18 protein-coding genes and 1 pseudogene are annotated in these 18,713 nt (G+C 33.5%); 6 read left to right on the top strand and 13 right to left on the bottom strand.

From position 1 onward, the window contains the following. Nucleotides 1-94: 94 nt before the first annotated feature. The 7 genes and pseudogenes from ACZZ95_RS02925 to ACZZ95_RS02895 all read right to left on the bottom strand — a co-directional run bounded on the left by ACZZ95_RS02925 (nucleotide 95) and on the right by ACZZ95_RS02895 (nucleotide 5,822). Nucleotides 95-1,074 (bottom strand): annotated as a pseudogene (locus ACZZ95_RS02925) (LuxE/PaaK family acyltransferase). 137 nt (nucleotides 1,075-1,211) lie between these two features. Further along, on the bottom strand, nucleotides 1,212-1,550 hold the full coding sequence (locus tag ACZZ95_RS02920; RefSeq protein ID WP_095954937.1) for a T9SS type A sorting domain-containing protein: 339 nt from the start codon (nucleotides 1,548-1,550) through the stop codon (nucleotides 1,212-1,214). Nucleotides 1,551-1,744: 194 nt separating this feature from the next. Continuing rightward, the gene (locus ACZZ95_RS02915; protein ID WP_463467947.1) at nucleotides 1,745-2,248 is read right to left on the bottom strand and encodes a hypothetical protein; all 504 of its coding nucleotides are present in this window, start codon (nucleotides 2,246-2,248) and stop codon (nucleotides 1,745-1,747) included. Next, the gene (locus ACZZ95_RS02910; protein ID WP_463467946.1) at nucleotides 2,229-2,936 is read right to left on the bottom strand and encodes a hypothetical protein; all 708 of its coding nucleotides are present in this window, start codon (nucleotides 2,934-2,936) and stop codon (nucleotides 2,229-2,231) included. The genes ACZZ95_RS02915 and ACZZ95_RS02910 overlap by 20 nt, the downstream gene beginning before the upstream one ends. A gap of 133 nt (nucleotides 2,937-3,069) precedes the next feature. Next, on the bottom strand, nucleotides 3,070-3,888 hold the full coding sequence (locus tag ACZZ95_RS02905; protein WP_463467945.1) for a TonB-dependent receptor domain-containing protein: 819 nt from the start codon (nucleotides 3,886-3,888) through the stop codon (nucleotides 3,070-3,072). Nucleotides 3,889-3,955: 67 nt separating this feature from the next. Further along, a complete protein-coding gene (locus tag ACZZ95_RS02900; protein WP_463467944.1) occupies nucleotides 3,956-5,293 on the bottom strand; it encodes a TonB-dependent receptor in 1,338 nt (445 codons plus the stop codon). A 34-nt stretch (nucleotides 5,294-5,327) separates the two neighbouring features. Beyond that, the gene (locus ACZZ95_RS02895; protein WP_463467943.1) at nucleotides 5,328-5,822 is read right to left on the bottom strand and encodes a carboxypeptidase-like regulatory domain-containing protein; all 495 of its coding nucleotides are present in this window, start codon (nucleotides 5,820-5,822) and stop codon (nucleotides 5,328-5,330) included. Between the two features lie 235 nt (nucleotides 5,823-6,057). Between ACZZ95_RS02895 and ACZZ95_RS02890 the strand changes: the two genes are divergently transcribed. The 3 genes from ACZZ95_RS02890 (at nucleotide 6,058) to ACZZ95_RS02880 (ending at nucleotide 9,521) form a co-directional block, all read left to right on the top strand. Next, a complete protein-coding gene (locus tag ACZZ95_RS02890) occupies nucleotides 6,058-6,741 on the top strand; it encodes a response regulator transcription factor (protein ID WP_095954934.1) in 684 nt (227 codons plus the stop codon). 220 nt (nucleotides 6,742-6,961) lie between these two features. Further along, nucleotides 6,962-8,047, top strand: coding sequence for a sensor histidine kinase (locus tag ACZZ95_RS02885; RefSeq protein ID WP_095954933.1), 1,086 nt, complete (start codon nucleotides 6,962-6,964; stop codon nucleotides 8,045-8,047). A gap of 163 nt (nucleotides 8,048-8,210) precedes the next feature. Beyond that, nucleotides 8,211-9,521 carry a porin gene (locus ACZZ95_RS02880; RefSeq protein WP_463467942.1) on the top strand — a complete coding sequence of 437 codons (1,311 nt, stop codon included), beginning with the start codon at nucleotides 8,211-8,213 and terminating at the stop codon, nucleotides 9,519-9,521. 3 nt (nucleotides 9,522-9,524) lie between these two features. Here the strand turns inward: ACZZ95_RS02880 and ACZZ95_RS02875 are convergent, their stop codons facing one another. The 5 genes from ACZZ95_RS02875 to ACZZ95_RS02855 form a co-directional block, all read right to left on the bottom strand. Continuing rightward, nucleotides 9,525-10,595, bottom strand: a complete 1,071-nt coding sequence (locus tag ACZZ95_RS02875) for a glycosyltransferase (RefSeq protein ID WP_463467941.1) — start codon at nucleotides 10,593-10,595, stop codon at nucleotides 9,525-9,527. A gap of 221 nt (nucleotides 10,596-10,816) precedes the next feature. Further along, nucleotides 10,817-10,993 (bottom strand): hypothetical protein, encoded by a 177-nt coding sequence (locus ACZZ95_RS02870; protein WP_463467940.1) that lies wholly within the window; start codon nucleotides 10,991-10,993, stop codon nucleotides 10,817-10,819. Between the two features lie 5 nt (nucleotides 10,994-10,998). Next, nucleotides 10,999-11,193, bottom strand: coding sequence for a hypothetical protein (locus ACZZ95_RS02865; protein WP_463467939.1), 195 nt, complete (start codon nucleotides 11,191-11,193; stop codon nucleotides 10,999-11,001). Further along, the gene (locus ACZZ95_RS02860) at nucleotides 11,190-11,375 is read right to left on the bottom strand and encodes a hypothetical protein (RefSeq protein ID WP_463467938.1); all 186 of its coding nucleotides are present in this window, start codon (nucleotides 11,373-11,375) and stop codon (nucleotides 11,190-11,192) included. The genes ACZZ95_RS02865 and ACZZ95_RS02860 overlap by 4 nt, the downstream gene beginning before the upstream one ends. Before the next feature lie 63 nt (nucleotides 11,376-11,438). Next, nucleotides 11,439-14,873, bottom strand: a complete 3,435-nt coding sequence (locus tag ACZZ95_RS02855; RefSeq protein ID WP_463467937.1) for a hypothetical protein — start codon at nucleotides 14,871-14,873, stop codon at nucleotides 11,439-11,441. A 333-nt stretch (nucleotides 14,874-15,206) separates the two neighbouring features. Here ACZZ95_RS02855 and ACZZ95_RS02850 point away from each other — a divergent pair, with 333 nt between their 5' ends. From ACZZ95_RS02850 to ACZZ95_RS02840, 3 genes are all read left to right on the top strand, one after another. Further along, nucleotides 15,207-15,758: a hypothetical protein gene (locus tag ACZZ95_RS02850; protein ID WP_463467936.1), complete on the top strand. Its 552-nt coding sequence runs from the start codon at nucleotides 15,207-15,209 to the stop codon at nucleotides 15,756-15,758. A gap of 44 nt (nucleotides 15,759-15,802) precedes the next feature. After that, the gene (locus ACZZ95_RS02845) at nucleotides 15,803-16,090 is read left to right on the top strand and encodes a helix-turn-helix domain-containing protein (RefSeq protein WP_463467935.1); all 288 of its coding nucleotides are present in this window, start codon (nucleotides 15,803-15,805) and stop codon (nucleotides 16,088-16,090) included. Between the two features lie 159 nt (nucleotides 16,091-16,249). Next, a complete protein-coding gene (locus ACZZ95_RS02840) occupies nucleotides 16,250-18,490 on the top strand; it encodes a TonB-dependent receptor domain-containing protein (RefSeq protein WP_463467934.1) in 2,241 nt (746 codons plus the stop codon). Between the two features lies 1 nt (nucleotide 18,491). Here the strand turns inward: ACZZ95_RS02840 and ACZZ95_RS02835 are convergent, their stop codons facing one another. Beyond that, nucleotides 18,492-18,650: a DUF5808 domain-containing protein gene (locus ACZZ95_RS02835; protein ID WP_463471614.1), complete on the bottom strand. Its 159-nt coding sequence runs from the start codon at nucleotides 18,648-18,650 to the stop codon at nucleotides 18,492-18,494. Nucleotides 18,651-18,713: the final 63 nt, after the last annotated feature.

The raw sequence follows: 18,713 nt of genomic DNA, 5'->3' as shown, positions 1-18,713 counted from the left end.
TTCGTTTTGTTTAATCGGAATTTTTACGATTAATCGTTTAATCAAAAAGTGAAAACACGATTAAACAATTAACCAAATCAACGATTAAACCATTCTAAAGAACCATCAAATTACAGCCGCGAATATCAGAATTATCAAAACGTCCTAATACTTCAAAAGAGTTATTGGGATTTTTTTGCCTAAATCCTGCGTTGCGATAAAGGAACAGGAATTTATATTGGCTAAATCAATTACGTTTATACCGCCTGTTTTTCCGTCTCTCACGTAAGTGAGCGCGTCTTCTGGATCGCGAACTAAAATGTTCATCCAAGAAGGACATTCGAAAACACCATCACCTAAAGAATATGCTTGTGCCAGAAGTTCGGTCATTCCGTATTCTGAATGAATTGACGAAACGCCAAAACCTTTGCAAAGTTGTTCGTGTAATTCTTCACGAATCATTTCTTTACGTTTTCCTTTCATTCCACCAGTTTCCATGATAATGGTATTTTGAAGATTGAAAGATTGTTTTTCGATCAAATCCAATAAAGCGTAAGTAACACCAATTAAAATTACATTTTGACCAGCATTGTCCAATTCAATTAGCTTTTGGGTAAGTTCTCCGTGGTTGTGTAAATAAAACCCACTTTCAGGCTGATTAGAGAGTTTTATTAAATCTTCGACCATGTAGATTAACGAAGAGCCTCCGCGTTCTAAATAAGACGGCAAAAGGGCTAAAATAACATAATCTTCTATATTGCCATAAAATTGAGAAAATCCTTTACGGTAACTCTCTTCATATAGTGTGACATCTGTTACCAAATGTCTGCTGGTGATCATTCCCGTAGTACCGCTGCTGGTAAAAGTTACCTGCGCGGGATCGCTATTGGAAACGACATCATGGCTTTTGAAAAACTGAATAGGTAAAAAAGGAATTTGCTGTAATGATTTTACCTGTTGTGGATTGACTTTTAAAAAATCACAGAAATCGCGATAAACTTTATTGTTCTCGTGCTGAAAACGAAACACTTTTAGTGCTATTTTCTCAAATTGTTTCTGATTCGAAATGGTGAATATATCGCTGGCTGTGATCAAAACTTTTTTTTGCAAAGATATTGTTTTTAGTTTTCAGTCGCAGTTTTCAGTCACAGTTTTCGATTCTGCTAACTGAAAACTGTGACTGAGTAGTGTAAACTAAAAAAAGCTCCTAAAAAGGAGCTTTTTTCTATGTTTTACCGAATAATAAGCTTTCGGGTTGCCGATGCGTTTTGTTCGCTTATTTTTATAATGTACACACCAGGAGGTAATTCTGAAACGTTTAATTCTCTTGATGTTAAATGTGCCTGAAGTACTTTTTTTCCTAAAATGTCAAATACAATAATTTCCTTCTCTAAATCGTTTTTAGATGATATATAAACTTTACCATTCGTTACGGGGTTAGGATACAAACTTAAACCCTCAATAGAAGTAGATTCCTGAGGTTTTGGTAATTGCCTGCTGTCTTGCGCCGAGACGCTTACAGAAAAGAAAAATGCCAATAAGAAAGTAATATAAAAGTAGTTTTTTGCCATCGCATGTATTTGATTATTGTAAATATACAAAAAAAATTACAAAAAGTACGCCAAAAAAAACATCCTAAATATTTAGGATGTTTTTAACATTTATATTCGAAGTTGTTGCAGATCAAGTATATCATTAGTATAAAATGATATAAAAAAAACACCCTAATTATATTAGAGTGTTTTTAAATATGTTTGTCTTTAGATTATAGACCTTTTGTCCATCCAGCAGTCCAAGTTGGAACTCCTGATCCGTTTCCTGCTCCAGTTGCAGTTGCAGATTCTGTGAAAACTTTAGATACATCAACAGCTTCTTTTGCTGTGTTTGTACCTTTTGATTTTGTAGGAACATCTTCGAATTTCACGTTAGTTGCTAATAAATCAGTTCCAACATATGAAATAGTTTCGTTGTGCTCAACATCAAAACCAGTTTTCCAACCTTTTAATACAACGTTATCAAATTTACCTTTTGTACCAACTCTTAATTTGAAAGCTTGAGATTCTGCACTTGTGTCAGTAGATCCGAAACCAATTAAAGTAAGGTTTTTGATTGTTGGGAAAGAAATTGGAGTAGCTAAGTTATTGTTAGCATTGTTATCAGCTTCGATACCTCTGTTACCAGCGTTTGTTCTGATTCCGTAGAAGTTTTCACCTGTTCCATTCCATCCTTCAGTCCAGTCAAATAAATCATCACCAACGTTTGCGAGCATCTTTGTTAGAAACAACTAAGTGAGTTGCGTTAACAGTTCCACCAAACCACTCGAATCCGTCATCAGAGCTTTCGAAAATTTGAACATAATCAACAACAGTTCCTTTTCCAACTCCAAAGAATGAAATACCATTGAATTCTTTACTTGTGTTGTAAGCGTAACCTGGGTATTCAATTCTTAAATATTTGATTGAACCTGAATTATCATTAGCGTCAGTTCCACCGTATGGTAAGTCAGAAACTTCAGCAGAAGCAGTAGCTCCAGAGTTGATAGGTGCTTTTCCACAAAGTACCAATCCTCCCCAAGATCCTGGTTTAGTAGCTGTAGATGTCATAACTACTGGGCTTGAAGCAGTACCTTGAACATCAATTTTTCCTCCTTGAGAAATTGCAATATATCTAATAGATTCTACTTTGTTTGGATCTAATGTTGTAGCTTCGATAACTACTCCAGGTTTAATTGTAAGTTTTGCATCAGCTTTAACAACTAATTTTCCTGTAAGTTTATAAGTTCCTGATTCTAAGATAACTTCTCCGTCATTAATTTCTCCTTGAAGATTGTCTCTGTTTAATACGAAAGTAGAGCCTCCTCCAGTTACTGGATCATTGTTGTCGCTTGAGCAAGATGTTGTAAGTGTTACAAGTGATAAAGTCGCTAAGCCTAAAATTGTTGAAATCGTTTTTTTCATTACTTTTTTAATTAGTTTGTGTTTATGCAAAGATTAGAACTTATGACCGAACGAATGTTAAGTCGCTGTAATGTATTTGTTATATGTTTTTTAATGGAATGTTAAGGAATTATGATCAAAAATTTCCAGCTGTTTAAAACTGATAATTCATTCCTAGTCCAAATGTTATTCCTTTTTTATAATTGAATACTAGAACGTCTCCACCAGCATTTTCCTGTACTCTTTTAAATTCTGGATTTAAAAGATTTCTTGCTCCAAAATCAATTCCAAGGCTTTTGTTTAGTTTAGTTTTTAAAACAAGATCCAAAGAACCCATAGATTTGTCTACTAAATTTCCTTTTCCTAAAGCTCCAATTGCATAAAGTTTATCAGAATAATGATTGTATGCGATTGTTGCTATAATTCCAGAATCATTTTTCCAGTTTTTAGTATAAGATAAATCAGCATTTAAAATCAAATCTGAAGCTCCTGTAAAACCTGAACTTGTATCTGTAAGACTAATGTTTAGCGTGCTGTTAGTTTCTCTTCGAACTTTATCTGAATCTATATCCTGATTTGTTTTCATTAAAGAAGCATTAAATCCAAAAGAAAGTTTGTTTGTGAATTCACTGTCGATTTCAAGGATGTTTTTTCTTGCTTCCAATTCAACTCCATAAGCATAACCTTTATCACCAATATTTACCCAAGAAATATCATTTGATGCAGAAGCGATTACCACTTCGTTAATAGGATCTAAAATATATTTTCCAAAAGCTGTTACAGAGAATAATTCGTCGCTTTTTGGGAACATTTCCCATTTTAAATCAAAGTTGTAGTTTTGAGAAGGATATAAGTAAGGATTACCAATTTTAGTTTCCATTACATCTTCATAAATAAATAAAGCACGTTCTTTAAATTGAGGTAATGTATATGTTTTACTTGTTGCTAAACGAAGGTTTTGTTTTTCGTTCAATTCATATTTTAATACAAGACTTGGCAGGAATTCATTTCTGTCAAATGTATTTTTACCTCCACTTGCATCAAGTCTGCGTTCTCCAAGTTACCATTTGAGATATTTTTTCATATCTAAAACCTAATACAGAACTTAGTTTGTCAGTTAATTTATATTCGACATTAGCAAATCCTGCATGAATATCTTGATCACCACTATAAGTTTGAGGCGTCATTCCTGCAAAGGCACTAATTCCAAATGTACCATTTTCATAATTTTGCTGATTAAAGAACGCATCTAAGTTATTTGGCATAACTGGAGTATTCTGTCCTTGTTCAGTTACATTGAAGTTAAACTGAATAGCTTCGAAATCACGTTTTTTAAATTTACCGTTATAACCCGCAACGATTTTTCCTTTAGAATCACCATTTTCATTATCACCTAATTTGTAAGTAAAAGCAAGATTTGCGCTGACTTCATCCTCTTTTAAGTTTTGGTAATATCTTTGATTATCAGTAATTGTTGTTTGAGCAATGTTGTAGATACCAGTTGCACGGTCTAGGAACATTTTGTTTTGAGTTCTGTCCGGCATATCTCCTTTAACAGTGTTGTATGAAACTCCCCAGTCAAAATCAATTTTATCCGTTATTTTGTGATTACCTAAAAGCTGATTGATGTAAACCGTATTTTGTGTAAACGTACCTCTTTGAACCAATAAATCAGCATCGTCATTATCAAAATCCCTGTCACTTCCAAAATAACTATCTCTAGTTTGTTCAGATGAATTAACAAACAAAAAGTTATAGCCAATTTTGTGGTTTTTGTTTAAGCGGTAATTAGCATTAAACATTCCTGTAGAATTGGTAGTGTACGTGTATTTTTGTTCTTGAAAAGATCTTAAACTTACACCTTGAGCATTTACACTCTGGCTTAATCCTTCTCTAAATTCGTAGCCATTACTAAAGCTTGCAGTTCCAAAAATGCTAAGTTTTCCTTCTTCACCAATGTTGAAAGTTTTCCCAGCTTTTAAATTAAAGTTTCCAGCGTAAGGAGCTTCTTTAGTTGGATTTAAGCTATTTTGGAAATTATATCCTGTTAAAGCATTTGAAGGAATTCCATAAGAAACAAAACCTGATTTAGTAGGTCCTTGTTGCAATAAAAAGTTATCAGATTGCTGTAATGCATTAGTGTTAACTTTAGATCCTAATGATATTTCAAACATACCTTTTCCACGGTAATCTTTAGAAACAATATCTACATTTCCTCCAGCAAAATCACCATACATTTTTGAAGTATAAGATTTGTCAATAGAAATGTATTCAACGATATCTGTTGAAAACAGATCAAGAGCCATATTTTTTCTCTCAGGATCATTTGATGGAATTGGCAGTCCGTTCATCGAAGTAGAATTGTAACGGTCGCCCAATCCTCTAACAAAAACGTTATTACTTCCTTCTTGTTTAGAAACTCCAGATGTTTTTACAACAGCTCGCAGCTACATCGCCCACACCTTTTCTAGAAAGTTCCTGCGCACCAATAGTTTGTTTGATGTCGACAGCATTTTTTTGCTCTAAAAGCAAAGCAGTTTCCTTTTGTTTGCTCACTGCTGTCGCTTGAACAACAACATCTTTAAGTGTATAACTTCCAGATGAAAGAGCTTGATTAACCACTACAGTTTCGTCTGCCTTTACAGCAACTGGAGCTTCTACAGATTCATATCCTAAAAAACTAAAAATAAGAGTATAATTTCCTGGATTTACGCTCAACGAATATTTTCCGTCAATGTCTGTGTTTGCGCTAATATTTGTACCTTTAATTAAAACATTAGCAAACGGTAAAACTTCATTGTTCATTTCTTTGTCGGTTAGAACTCCAGAAATTGTACCTTTGTTTTGCGCGATCGAAATCGTACAGATAAATAATGCAATAAATAGAAATTTTAAATTGAATTTCATTTGTTCAGTGTTGTGTTAATTTATTTTTGTGCAAAGAAATAACTGCACCGTGAAGTCGATGTTACCAACTTGTTATGTTTTTGTGTGCTAAAGATTATCAAATTGTTACCAGATTAAATTACCGTTAACACCAATTTTTAAAGGTTCTTTTGTTACTATATTTACCCTGTGAAATAAAAAACATCGGATAAATAATTAAAAAGATTTGATGTAAAAATCTCAATTTTTGCTATTTATGAAAAAAACACAAACTAAGATTTTATTAGTTGACGACGAACCGGATATCTTAGAAATCGTTGGCTATAACCTTGCTCAAGAGGGCTACCAGATTGTTACAGCTTCTAACGGAAAAGATGCTATAGCTAAAGCTCAGAAAGAATTGCCAGAATTAATTATTATGGATGTAATGATGGCAGAAATGGACGGAATGGAAGCTTGCGAGCATATTAGAAAAATTCCTGAATTAAATAATGTTATCATAACTTTCCTTACCGCAAGAAGTGAGGATTATTCGCAAGTAGCTGGTTTTGATGCTGGTGCTGATGATTATATTACAAAGCCAATTAAACCAAAATTATTGGTATCTAAAGTGAAGGCTTTGTTAAGAAGGTTAAAAGAACAAGAAGTTGTTTCGGATACTTTAAATGTTGGCGGAATCGAAATTAACCGCGAAGAATACAAAATCATTAAAGGCAATGTAGAAATTGCTTTGCCAAGAAAAGAATTCGAATTATTTTATCTGCTGGCTTCAAAACCTGGAAAAGTTTTCAAAAGAGACGAAATCCTTGATAAGGTTTGGGGCAACGAAGTGGTAGTTGGAGGACGAACTATTGATGTTCACATTAGAAAACTGCGCGAAAAAATAGGCGAAGACCTTTTTAAAACTATAAAAGGTGTTGGTTATAAATTTGAAGTCTAAACATTCTATTAAAATTGCACCATATAAGTGATATAAGTTCATTTAATTATAAGGTGTATATTTTGAAATCTAATTTATCTTTGTCAAAGTTCAGAACTTTGACAAAGATTTACTTTTTTACATTGTTTTGTAATTCATAAAAAGTAAGTTTGTTTAAATGAACTTATATCGCTTATATGGTGAAGAACAACCTTAATGGTTTATTATTTAAATAATATCAATGAAAATTAATTTTAAAAAAACATACAAGTTTGCTATAAAATCGGCATTGTATATCAGCATTTTTTCTACAGGATTTGTACTGATTTTGATGTCATTGTTTTATAAAAACCAACTGAAACATCAAATAGCTTTTGGAATAATTTTCATCATTGCGATCTATATATTCTCATTTTTGGTTTTGCAATATCGCGTAGAGCGTTTTATTTACCGAAGAGTAAAGAAAATCTACGATGAGGTTTCGTTGTTAGAATCTACAACCCTGATTAATCAGCCCATTAATACCGATATGGAAACGCTTTCACGTGAAGTGAAAAAGTTTGCAACAGATAAAAAACTCGAAATTGAAATGCTGGAAATTCGTGAGCAATACCGCAGAGAGTTTTTAGGAAATGTCTCGCACGAATTAAAAACACCATTATTTACCGTTCAAGGTTATGTATCAACTTTGCTTGATGGAGCGATGGATGACAAAAACATTCGTAAAAAATATTTAAAACGCGCCGAAAAAGGAGTAGAGCGCCTTATTTATATTGTAGAAGATCTGGATATGATTACCAAATTAGAATCGGGCGATTTAGATTTAAATATGACTGATTTTAATATTGTGGAGCTGATCCAGAATGTTTTTGATTTATTGGAAATGAAAGCCGATAAAAAGAAAATCAAATTAGCTTTTGAAAGTAAAAATGTACAGTCGGTTATCATTCGAGGTGATCAGGACAGAATCCAGCAGGTTTTAGAAAACTTAATTGTAAACTCCATAAAATACGGAAAAGAAGGCGGACTAACTGAAGTTGGTGTTGTAAACCTAACCAAGAAAAAAGTCTTAATTCGTATTAGTGATAATGGAGAAGGTGTTGAGAAACAAAACATTCCAAGACTTTTTGAACGTTTTTACCGAGTAGACAAAAGCGGAACGCGTTCTGAAGGCGGTTCTGGTTTAGGTTTAGCAATTGTAAAGCATATTATTGAAGCGCATAAAGAGAAAGTTTATGTAGAAAGTGAGTTCGGAATTGGTTCAGAATTCTCTTTTACGCTCGAAAAAGCATTCAAAAACACAAAATCTGACGTTAAAAAATCGTAAGGACATTTTTGCTGAAAGCCTTAAAATAAAGGTCTTTAACGATAAATAAACATTTGGATTTAGTCCATAACATTAAATTTTTATTATAGTAACATCTGGTTAATGATTTCTTAACATAGGTGCTCCATCTTTGCATCCTGAAATTAAGGGAATTAAAGAACTAATGATAAAAAGAAAAATATTAGCCGTCTTATTGCTGATTTCTTGCGCCGCAAATGCACAAGAAATAAATAAACAGGAAATAAATAAACAGGATGTAAAAAACGAAGTAATTCGTATTTTAGATTCAATCAATAAAGCTAAACTTCCAGATACCAAATCTGGAGTAAGCGGAGAAGAACATTGGTATGACAGAATCTCTTTAAGAGGTTATGCTCAAATTAGATACAATGGTTTATTCTCTACAAATGACAAAGTTTCCTGCGAACAGTGTGATAAATCTTGGGGAACAACTTCTACCGCTCCAGATGCAAAAGCAAACAACGGACTTTTTATTCGCCGTGCGCGTTTGGTTTTTTCTGGGCAGGTTCATCCAAATGTATTTTTCTACTTTCAGCCTGATTTTGCCAGTTCGCCAAGTACTGGAATTCAGAATTTCGTTCAAATTCGAGATTTGTATTTTGATCTTTCTTTTGATAAGAAAAAGGAATATAGAGTTCGTGTCGGGCAGAGTAAAATACCTTATGGTTTCGAAAATATGCAGTCAAGTTCACAGCGTCTGGCTTTAGACCGTAACGATGCTATGAATAGTGCAATATTAAATGAACGTGATTTAGGATTATTTTTTTACTGGGCGCCAGCCGAAATTAGAAAGCGTTTTGACATGCTGGTAAAAGATGGTTACAAAGGCTCAGGAGATTTTGGAGTATTTGCATTTGGAGTTTACAACGGACAAATTGCTAATAAACTAGACGGAAATAGAGATTTAAATGTTGTGGCAAGGGTAACTTATCCGTTTGTGATTGGAAGCCAGATTATCGAACCGGGAATTCAGGCTTACACTGGAAAATGGGCATTTACAGGAGAAATCTCATCAGGAGTTATTGTAAATGATCCGCAGTATGTAAAAGACCAAAGGGTAGGAGCAACATTTGTTTTATATCCAAGACCATTCGGAATCCAGACAGAATATAATATCGGAACAGGACCTCGTTATAATACGTTAACTAATACTGTAGACGAAACAGATCTAAACGGAGGTTACGTTCTATTTAATTATAAATTAGACATCAAAAAACAGCATATTTATCCTTTCGCTAAATTTCAATATTATGATGGAGGGAAAAAATACGAGAAAGATGCTAGAAGTTACGTTGTAAGAGATTATGAATTTGGTGTAGAATGGCGACCTTTTAAAGCTTTTGAACTTACAGCAGAATACGTAATTGCAGATAGAACTTTTGAAGACAGCGCGCTTCCAATAAACAGACAACAAGGAAATTTATTGCGATTGCAAGCGCAGTTTAACTTCTAAAAGTTAATCTTCAAAAACTTTAAATAACGAATCCCAGTCGATAGTATTTTCAAATTGGGACAATCCTTTAAACGACTTTACTTTTGATAAATCTTCAATCGTAAAGTCGTCTTGCATTGCATACGGTACTAAACTCTCTTCCTGAAGTTTTATCGCCAGATATTCTTGTTCGTATTGCCCGGGAGTTGGAATAAAAAAAGCTTTTTTACCCAATTTTGCCAAATCCATTACAGTAGTGTAACCAGAACGGCAAAGAACAAAATCACTTTCGTTAAAAGTTTGTTCCAGCTGTTTGGAATTCATGAAATTGTAATATGTAACATTTCCTGCCTGCCATTTTTCTTGTGCTTTTTGAACAATTCCCTGCACAAAAACTACTTTACCAGGATACTTTGTCGCTTCTTTCTGCAGTTTTTCGTCCAAGTAAGTACGCTGTGGTTCAGGTCCAGACAGTATAATCATAAGATCATATATTTTTGGCGTATCCTTCTTTTTCATGCGGCTCAGCGGACCAATATATTTTAAGTTTAGTTCATCGCTTTTAATATGACCTAAATCTCCAGTAAGATTTACTGCATTATTTGTGTCAGGAACCCAGCATTCCGTATATTTTTTAATGAAATATTGATGGCATTTGCTTGTAAACCAAGTGGTATTTCCCGTCATCACATTTAATTGATGCGTCATAAAAACAGAAGGAACTTTTCTGCTTAGAACTCCCAATCTATTGTCTGAGATGATTCCGTCAATACCGTGTTTTTTAATCCAGTTATTGACCATCTTTTTCTCATCCAAAATAGCAGTAATCATTTTAGGAAGATTTTTAATCAGCTTCCATTTAAAGTTTTTACCATTCTTTGCATATTCAATATGATAAGAAGGCGACTCTAGAGTTTGTATGTAAGGAAATTCTTTTCGCAATAAAGCGAGCGCGACTCCGTCTGAGGCAATGATCGGAATATAATTATTCTCCTGAAGCGCTTTTATAATAGGAATACAACGAGTTGCATGGCCAAGTCCCCAATTTAATGGAGCGACTAAAATAGTTTTGTTCGCAGAATAATCAATGCTCATTTTTAATGATTTTAAAAACGAAGATAAAGAAATATGTTTTCGCTGTTATTTCGAGGGTATTACTAAATGATTAATTTAAGGTTCTGAGTTACTGAGGACCTAAGGCTCTGAGGCTTATTGGTTCGAATAAAAAAGCCGAACATAAGTTCGGCTTCAAAGTCTTGTATTAAAACTTAGTCCCTCAGTTCCTTAGCACCTCAGACCCTTAGTCCCTCAGGCCCTTAGTCCTGAATATAAGTCTTATTTCCATTTTTATTAATATAGTATTTACCGCCTCTTGGTCCAGTATATACTTTTTTGCCATTGTATTCACCTGTAACTTTATCCGGAACAGCAGGAGCTTTTTCATTGGTTTCCTTTAAAGTTTTAGCGGCTGATTTTTTTGCAGTTGCGAGCATCTTTCTTAGCAAGCATCAGCTTTTGCAGTCGATTTTTTAGCATCAGCTTTAGCTTTGTCTGCGGCACTTTTAGCTTTGTCAGATTCAGTAGTTGCTTTTTTAGCATCGGCTTTTGCTTTTGAAGCTTCTTTGTCTGCCGTTTTCTTTGCATTGTCAGCAGACTTCTTTTTTGGCTTTTGCCGAAGCCTGTTTTGCATCATCTGCTCGCTTTTTTAGATTTTGCGGCTTCTTTTTTGGCATCAGCTGAAGCTTTGTCTGCGGTTGATTTTGCTTTTTTTGCTGAAGCTTCTGTTTTACTTTTTGCAGTTTTTGCAGTTGTTTCCTGAGCGTAGAAATTAGAAGAGAAAACAACTAATAAACAGATTAATACTAATTTTTTCATAGGGTTATATGTTTAAATTTCAATTAAAATTAAGCAATTTATTGTAATCTTTTTCGCGAGACATTAAAAATATGCGCGAAGCTGGACATTTCCTGTATGAATCGTATTTCCGGTTTCGCTTTTACGGCCTTGATAGTTTAAATTAATATCTAAAAATGACGTAATGTTCTTTTGCAGAAGCAGTTTCCAAACTAAATTTGATCCCGCTTGAAGTCCTTCGAGCATCTGGAAACCGACAGAGGAAAATTCATTTCCGTTAAATTTGTTTTCATAAAAAGAAAATTCTCCATTTACGGTTACTTTTTTTTCACCCGCATAAGAAAAAGAAGTTCCAATTCTATTTTGGTCTAAAGTTTCAAAATTTCCAATTTGGTTTTTCTTGTTTTGAAGTTCATAAAAGAAATCCAACTTAGTGTTTTTAGAAAACAAATAACTAATCTTTGGCGCAAGTCGCCAGCCTTTAATATCATAATTTTTCTCGTCAAAATCTTCAGAAACCAAATCTGTTTTTACGGTTTTGGTAAAGAGATTAAACAACCAGCTTTTTTGGTACAAATGCGTATATTGAATTTGATGCGAATAATTGCGGACGTTCTGCGAGCCGATAGAAAGTAAACTTTTGCCTTTATTGACCAGATAAGAATAGGTAACAGAATGCTTTTGACGGCCTCGGTTGTAAAATAAACTGTTTCTAAAACTCGAATTCAATCCTAAAATGTTTTCTTCTGAGGAATCAAACGGATTAAGTTCTAGTTTTTCGCCTTCGCTTCTCACCTTTCGATCCAATATAAAGGAAGTCTGATTGTAAAAATAAGATAAAAGCTTTTTAAAACCCTTTTCGTTCTGCCATTGCGGCGGATTCAATGTTAAAGACTGCGAAAACTTATTTTGATTGGTTTTAATATAAATCTGATTCGGTAAAAAGATTCGAACATATTTCGCTTGATCCTGAAAAACAGCAATTTCAAATTCTTGTAATTCTTGGATTCCGTTTCCATTATAATCATTCCAAGTGTAAACACCTTGCCCTGTTGGAACTTCTACATAGGTAAATTCCTGTTGTGCAATAGTTCCAGAACTGGTTTCGTAAGCCGTTCCAATCTGCATTAATTGGTTAAAAAAACGATCGTTATATAGTACTCTCGAATTTAAAGAAGGTTCATTTTTTCTGGTCTTATCTGTGAAATCTAAATTTCTGTAACTTGCATAAACCGCTAAATCTGTTTTTTTATTTTGAATCAATTTCGATTTTAAATAATACGTCTGCGAATTATTTACGTCTTGCAATAATCCGTTTTGCAAACTATCGTTTCGTCGTTGTAAAAAACCAACTTCAACAAAAACTTTGGTACTGTCGTCGCGCCCGGTAAATACGCCATATTCGGAGAATCTTTGGCTTAAAGCCGAAAACTGATCGGTAATTTTATCTTTTTCCTGATTGTCTTCTAACTGCACCGTTCCTCCAACCCAGTTTTTTCCAAAATGATATTTGGTTCTGGTTTGGTTTCGAATGAATTTGGAAGTTGAAGCCGTTGCATCAGAATTTAAGAAACTTCCATTGTTTTCAATTGTCCAATTTTTTATTTTGAAAAGAGCAGTTGTAGTATGTCTTACACCCGTATAACTTTCAGTGAAATCTAATTTCTCAAATTGATACGTTATCAATCCAATGTTAGACGTTTCTTTTTTAGAATATAAATCAAAATTTAAACCTGTAACCAAAAGACTTTGATTACCCAAAAGTGTTCCCGTTAAATTCCAGTCGCGGTTAAATTCTATATTATATAAACGTTCAACCGATTTGAAATTTTGCTGTACATATTGGTAATTTCCAAAGACATCCAGATTCCAGCTTCGAGAAAAAAGACGTTTTTTAAGATTGGTTTTAAAAGCGACTCCTTCATTATTGCCATCGTCAATTCCAGAAAATAAGTTTTGATCGTTGTTGCTCACAGCCAATTCAAAATCAACCAAAGTTTTTTCATTCGGATTGTATTTTCCTAAGAAAGTAGCAACCTGAAGTTTAATTGGTGCGACAAGCTGTACAATTGGTTCGTAATTTCCCTGTAAAATCCCATTAATCGGTTCCACATATTGGTAAATACGTTCGACGGAATTGTTGTTTTGAATGATGTAATTTCCAGCATTGGCGCCCACAAGGCTAAACCGTACATTATATAAAACATCAGCTGGATTATTAGAATATTCATAAACTTCAACCGAATTTACAAACGTTTTTTTATACAAAATTTTGTTATCTGCATAAGCGTCTTCGTAGGCAGAAGGCGCTTTCATTAAGTTAATATCATCGCCGGCTTCACTTAAAATCTGAACTTGGTCTGTAGAAAGATTTTGCTGTAAAGGCTGATTTTTTAAATCGTTTTCCGAATAAATGTAACCGCCAAAACTCCAATTTTTATTTTCATGCGTTGCGCCGGCATACGTTACAAGTCGGTTATAATTGCGTTCAGAATATTGGTATTCCACATTAATACGCATTTCTGAAGTAATGGTAAAAAGCGAAGTAAAAACAATTTCTCCCGCATTGTAGTCAATTACATAATCGTTATTTTCACCGCGTTTTAATAAAACACCGTTTACATAAACACGCTCAGAACCCGAAATCACGAGAACATATAATTCGCCGTTTTGACCTTTCAATTTATACGGACCTTGATTTCCTTCCTGCCCTGTAAAAGTACTCTTGGCATATTGTCCTTTTACAAATGCAACCGAAGCGAAAACATTGGTTTTGCTTTTTTCAGTATCAAGATCAAAACTGGCGGAAATTCCCTGTACTTTTTTATTGAAGCTTAAAAACTGGGTTTTCCGATTTTCTAAAAAGACATCGCCGGCGCGAATATTCCAATCGTCGCTGAAAAGTTCCATAAAAATATTATCAAACTGATCGAGTTTTTGCGAATAACCGCCATCTTGCGGCGGAATATTATTGTCTTGAAGAGAAGCCCGCAAGCTGACTTTTTCTGAAATTTTACCCGTAATCTGCAAATCTAAATTAGAGTTTAGAACCGTACTTTGATTATTTCCAATGGTAATGCCGCGCGTAATGCTTCCAGAAGTATTTAAGCCGTCAAAAGGCGTTACTTTTTTTGCATTTGCATTATTATCTATTCGATACAATTTATCGGTTCCAACGTCGCCGCTTACAATTTGTTCTGATTTGTAAAGACTGTATTCTTTCGTTAAAAAATCGGGATATTTAAGGTAATTGATAATTAAGGTATCTGAAGCCGATTGAAAATTTTCATGTAAAAGTAAAAATCCTTTTTGAAAATCAACTTTGTAAAAAGTCGAATCGATTGGCTCGTTTTTAGTATTTAAAATTTGAAAAAAACTCGAATTAATACTGACTTTTTCCAGTCGAATGGTGTCTTTTGAAGCTACTATTTTTTTGGTTTTGTACAGCGTTTGAGTTTCCTGAGCCTGAAGCGCAGAAAACCAGATCAAAACCGTCAAAAACAGTAATTTTTTCAACATAATACTTTAACTCTCAAAAGTCAAAAGTAGTATTTATAATTGGGAAAATTAGTTTCCGCTGTGCCTTGATAATTCAGAATAAATTCTAGAGAATATTTATTGAATAGTATGAATTGAAAGCTTGTGTGTTTTAATTTAAAATAAAGGCAGTATCATAAATCAATCTTTTTTTTAGCTTTGTCTGGATATAACGAATTTAAATTATGGAGACGGGTAAAGAACTTTTATTCTTTTTTAGTGCTTTAGGATCTTTCAACGGAATTATTCTTGGCGTGTATTTTTTCTTTTTTACCAAGAAAAAATACCTGACCAATTATTTCCTTGCAAGACTTTTTGTTTGCATTAAGTATCCGTATCGGAAAATCTGTATTTGTTTATTTTCATCCCGAACTTCCAAAAATGTATCTTCAGTTTGGGCTTACGGCTTGTTTCTTTATCGGGCCATTTTTGTACTATTTTATCAAATCTGCAGTTCAAGAAGTGCAGATAATGCCTAAATCATGGAAATTTATTCTAGTATTTTGGGGAACATTAATCGTTGCTGTTGGCATTTTATATCCATACGAAGTGTATCCGAAACTGTGGGGCGTCTATTTTATAAGAATTATTTATTGTCAATGGTTTGTTTATATTGCTTTTGCTGGTTTTGAACTTCGTGGCGTTTTGAAAAAAATCCTCAGCCGAAAAGAAAAAACAACTCCAGCTGAAATGTGGTTCGGAATGCTTTTTTTAGGTAATTTTCTTTTGTTTCTATTTTATTTTCTATCCATTTTGGGAGCACCAGGTGCTACCTATATAAGTGGAGCGGTTGTTTTTTCATTTATTTTATATTTAGGAATTTCGATTCTTTTGTACCGAAAAAAACAGACGATTTGTTTTTATTGAATGGAAAGACTTCGAATAAAAAAATAGAATCAGCAGATGCAATAATGTGGTCAGAAAAATTGGAGAACGCTATGTTTGAAAAAAGTTTATATAAAAATCCGAACCTGACTCTTCAAGATTTATCTCAAGAAATTAATATTTCAAGCCATCAATTATCGCAGTTTCTGAATACTAATTTAGGAAAGAATTTTACTAGTTATGTAAATGAATTCAGAATTAACGAAGCGTGTAAAATTATTACTTCTTCAGATAAATTAACTTTAGAAGCCGTTGGTTATGATGTTGGATTTAATTCAAAATCAACCTTTTTCGCAAAGATTCAAAAAACATAAAGGAACAACGCCGCTTAACTATCAGCTTCAGGCTTTACAATCTTAATTGGGTATCAATTTATAAATTCGTACTCCTGATTTCGCTTTTTGCAATCTCATTTATTTATTTTCAGATGACTTTTGTTTTAAATAAAAGTCAAACTGCTAATTGTTAAATTTATGAGATTTCTAAAATTGGTTATCCTTTATGTTTTTATTCTGATTTTTTCATCAATAGAAATAAAAGCGCAACGCATAAAAAAAGTCACAGATAAAAGTTATTATAGTGATGACGTGCTCTTTGGAAAATTATTAAAGTTTCCTCAAGACACTGTAATTAAAGAGAAAGAGCAAAATGAGTTAAACGAAGTAATTATTAAAAGGCAGTCATCATTACTAAAATATGGCGCAAACGGAACAATTGATGTCAATGTTACGGGAACTGTCCTAGCCACAAGCAGTTCTGTGAATGAATTATTGGGCCGAGTTCCAAATGTTGTGGTTGCCGACGGACAAATCAGCGTACTAGGAAAAGGCGAAGCCATTATCTACTTAAATGGAATATTGATTAATTACGAACGTTTTGCCGCAATTCCGGTGTCCCAAATTTCAAAAATTGAAGTCGTTTCAAATCCATCTTCAAAATATGATGCCGAGGGAAAGGCAGTTATCAATATTATCACCAAGCAAAATATCGAAAACGGAATATTGGGAACAGCAAGCCAGCAGGTTACAGTTTCAGAATTTGCTGGCACAAGCACCAATACACTTCTTGATTTTAATTATACAAAAGGTAAATTCTCTTTTATAACCAATTACGGACTGCAATTGGGCAAAGGCAGGGAATTGTTATATACGACCAGAACACGACCAAATCCTGATGAATATATGAGATCAGAACTTACAACAGACTGGAAACGTCAGTTTAATAATTATTCTAATTTCGGATTTGGACTGCAGTATACTTTTTCTGATAGAAATTATATTTCGCTGGCATACAGTGGTAATATCGAAGATTTAGGCGGCGTTGTAGAAAGCAGAAATGCAATAAAGAACAACTCTGAAAATAGTTTTTATGCTACAGATATTGCTAAGAATGATGTTTTATTAAATCAATTCTTTAATTTAAATTACAATGCCATAACCGATGCAAAAGGTTCTTCGTTATTTATGGGAACACAATTTTCAAATTATAACGGGAAAATAAAAGATTTTATAGACGAAAATGGTTTGGTTAATAAGATCAATTCACAAAAATATCTCAAGAATAATGTTGGAAATACTATCAATATAATTGTCGCCCAAGCTGATTATTCCAGAAAAATTAATGAAAAGACTAAACTTGAAACCGGAGCCAAGTTTAGCAATGCGACTATAAATTCTAATACCGCTTTTTTGACTTCTGATGAAAAAGATTCGGGTTTTAAATTGAATGATCAACTTTCAAGCGATTTTAAATATCAGGAAAGCATAAGTGCAACTTATGTTAATTACGGAAGTTCGATTGGCGAAAAGTTTGATTTCTCAGTTGGCGCTCGAGGCGAATGGACAAATTATGACTTATACACAACTGCAAACGGAATTCAGAAATTTAAGAAAAGCTACCGGAATATTTTTCCAAATGTACTTTTAAATATGGCTTTTTCAGATGATTTAAAAGCACACGCTTCTTATGTTTCCAGAATTACACGACCGCGATATCAGGCACTAAATCCGTATGTTATTTATCAAGATCCGTTTACGACCATAGAAGGAAATCCTAATTTACTGCCGGAAAAAATTCATGCTTTTGAAATTGGTGCGATGTATAAAAAATTTGATTTTAAAATAGGATATACCTATAAAACAGATCCTATTTCTGGTGCGGCTTTGAGAGGTGACACGCCGAATAGTTATATTTTAAGATCGTTGAATTTAGAAAAAGAACATACTTTTTTTACTTCACTCTCAAAATCCTTTACAGCCAAATGGTGGAATTCGACAAATACGGTAAGTATGAATTTGACTAAAGCTATTGATAATTTTTATGAATACGAATTAGGTCCAATCACACCGCAGCTCTATCTTTATTCGAATAATACATTTACGATTCCAAATGTTTTCAAGATTCAATTATTGGCTTGGTATTTAGGCAATAAAAGTTATGGATTACGAACAGATAATAGCCGTTCGACGGTGACATTAGGTGTTGAAAGAAACTTTTTTAAAGATGCGCTAAAATTGAATTTTACAGCAAACGACATCTTTCATGATTTTATGGTTTCAGGCGATTACGAAGTCGGTCAAACCGAGATTTACTACCATCGAACTTACACCACAAATTACTTTAAATTAATAGCCACGTATAGTTTTGGAAATTCAAAAAAGACAACTTATAAAAAAGCTGAAATTGAACAGACAGAGAATAATAGGGCGAGGTAAATTACCTGATGTAGTGTGAAAATGTAAGTAAAACAAGTATTATTATTACTGCAAAGAAAACAGAATGCGGATTGGCAAAATTAATTTTCCAACCCATTTGTTTGATTCTTTTTGGAGGAAACAGTCTTTCGTCTTTTGGATTAAAATAGAAAATTCCCAAACCCAATTACTCGGATCATTGTGTCAATTGTTTTTTGTTTCTTCGGAAGGTTCGTGGTTAGTC

The sequence above is a fragment of the Flavobacterium sp. AC267 genome, assembly GCF_979258715.1.
The sequence above is the reverse complement of the archived record's forward strand: the minus strand, read 5'-3'. Positions and strand labels throughout refer to the sequence as shown.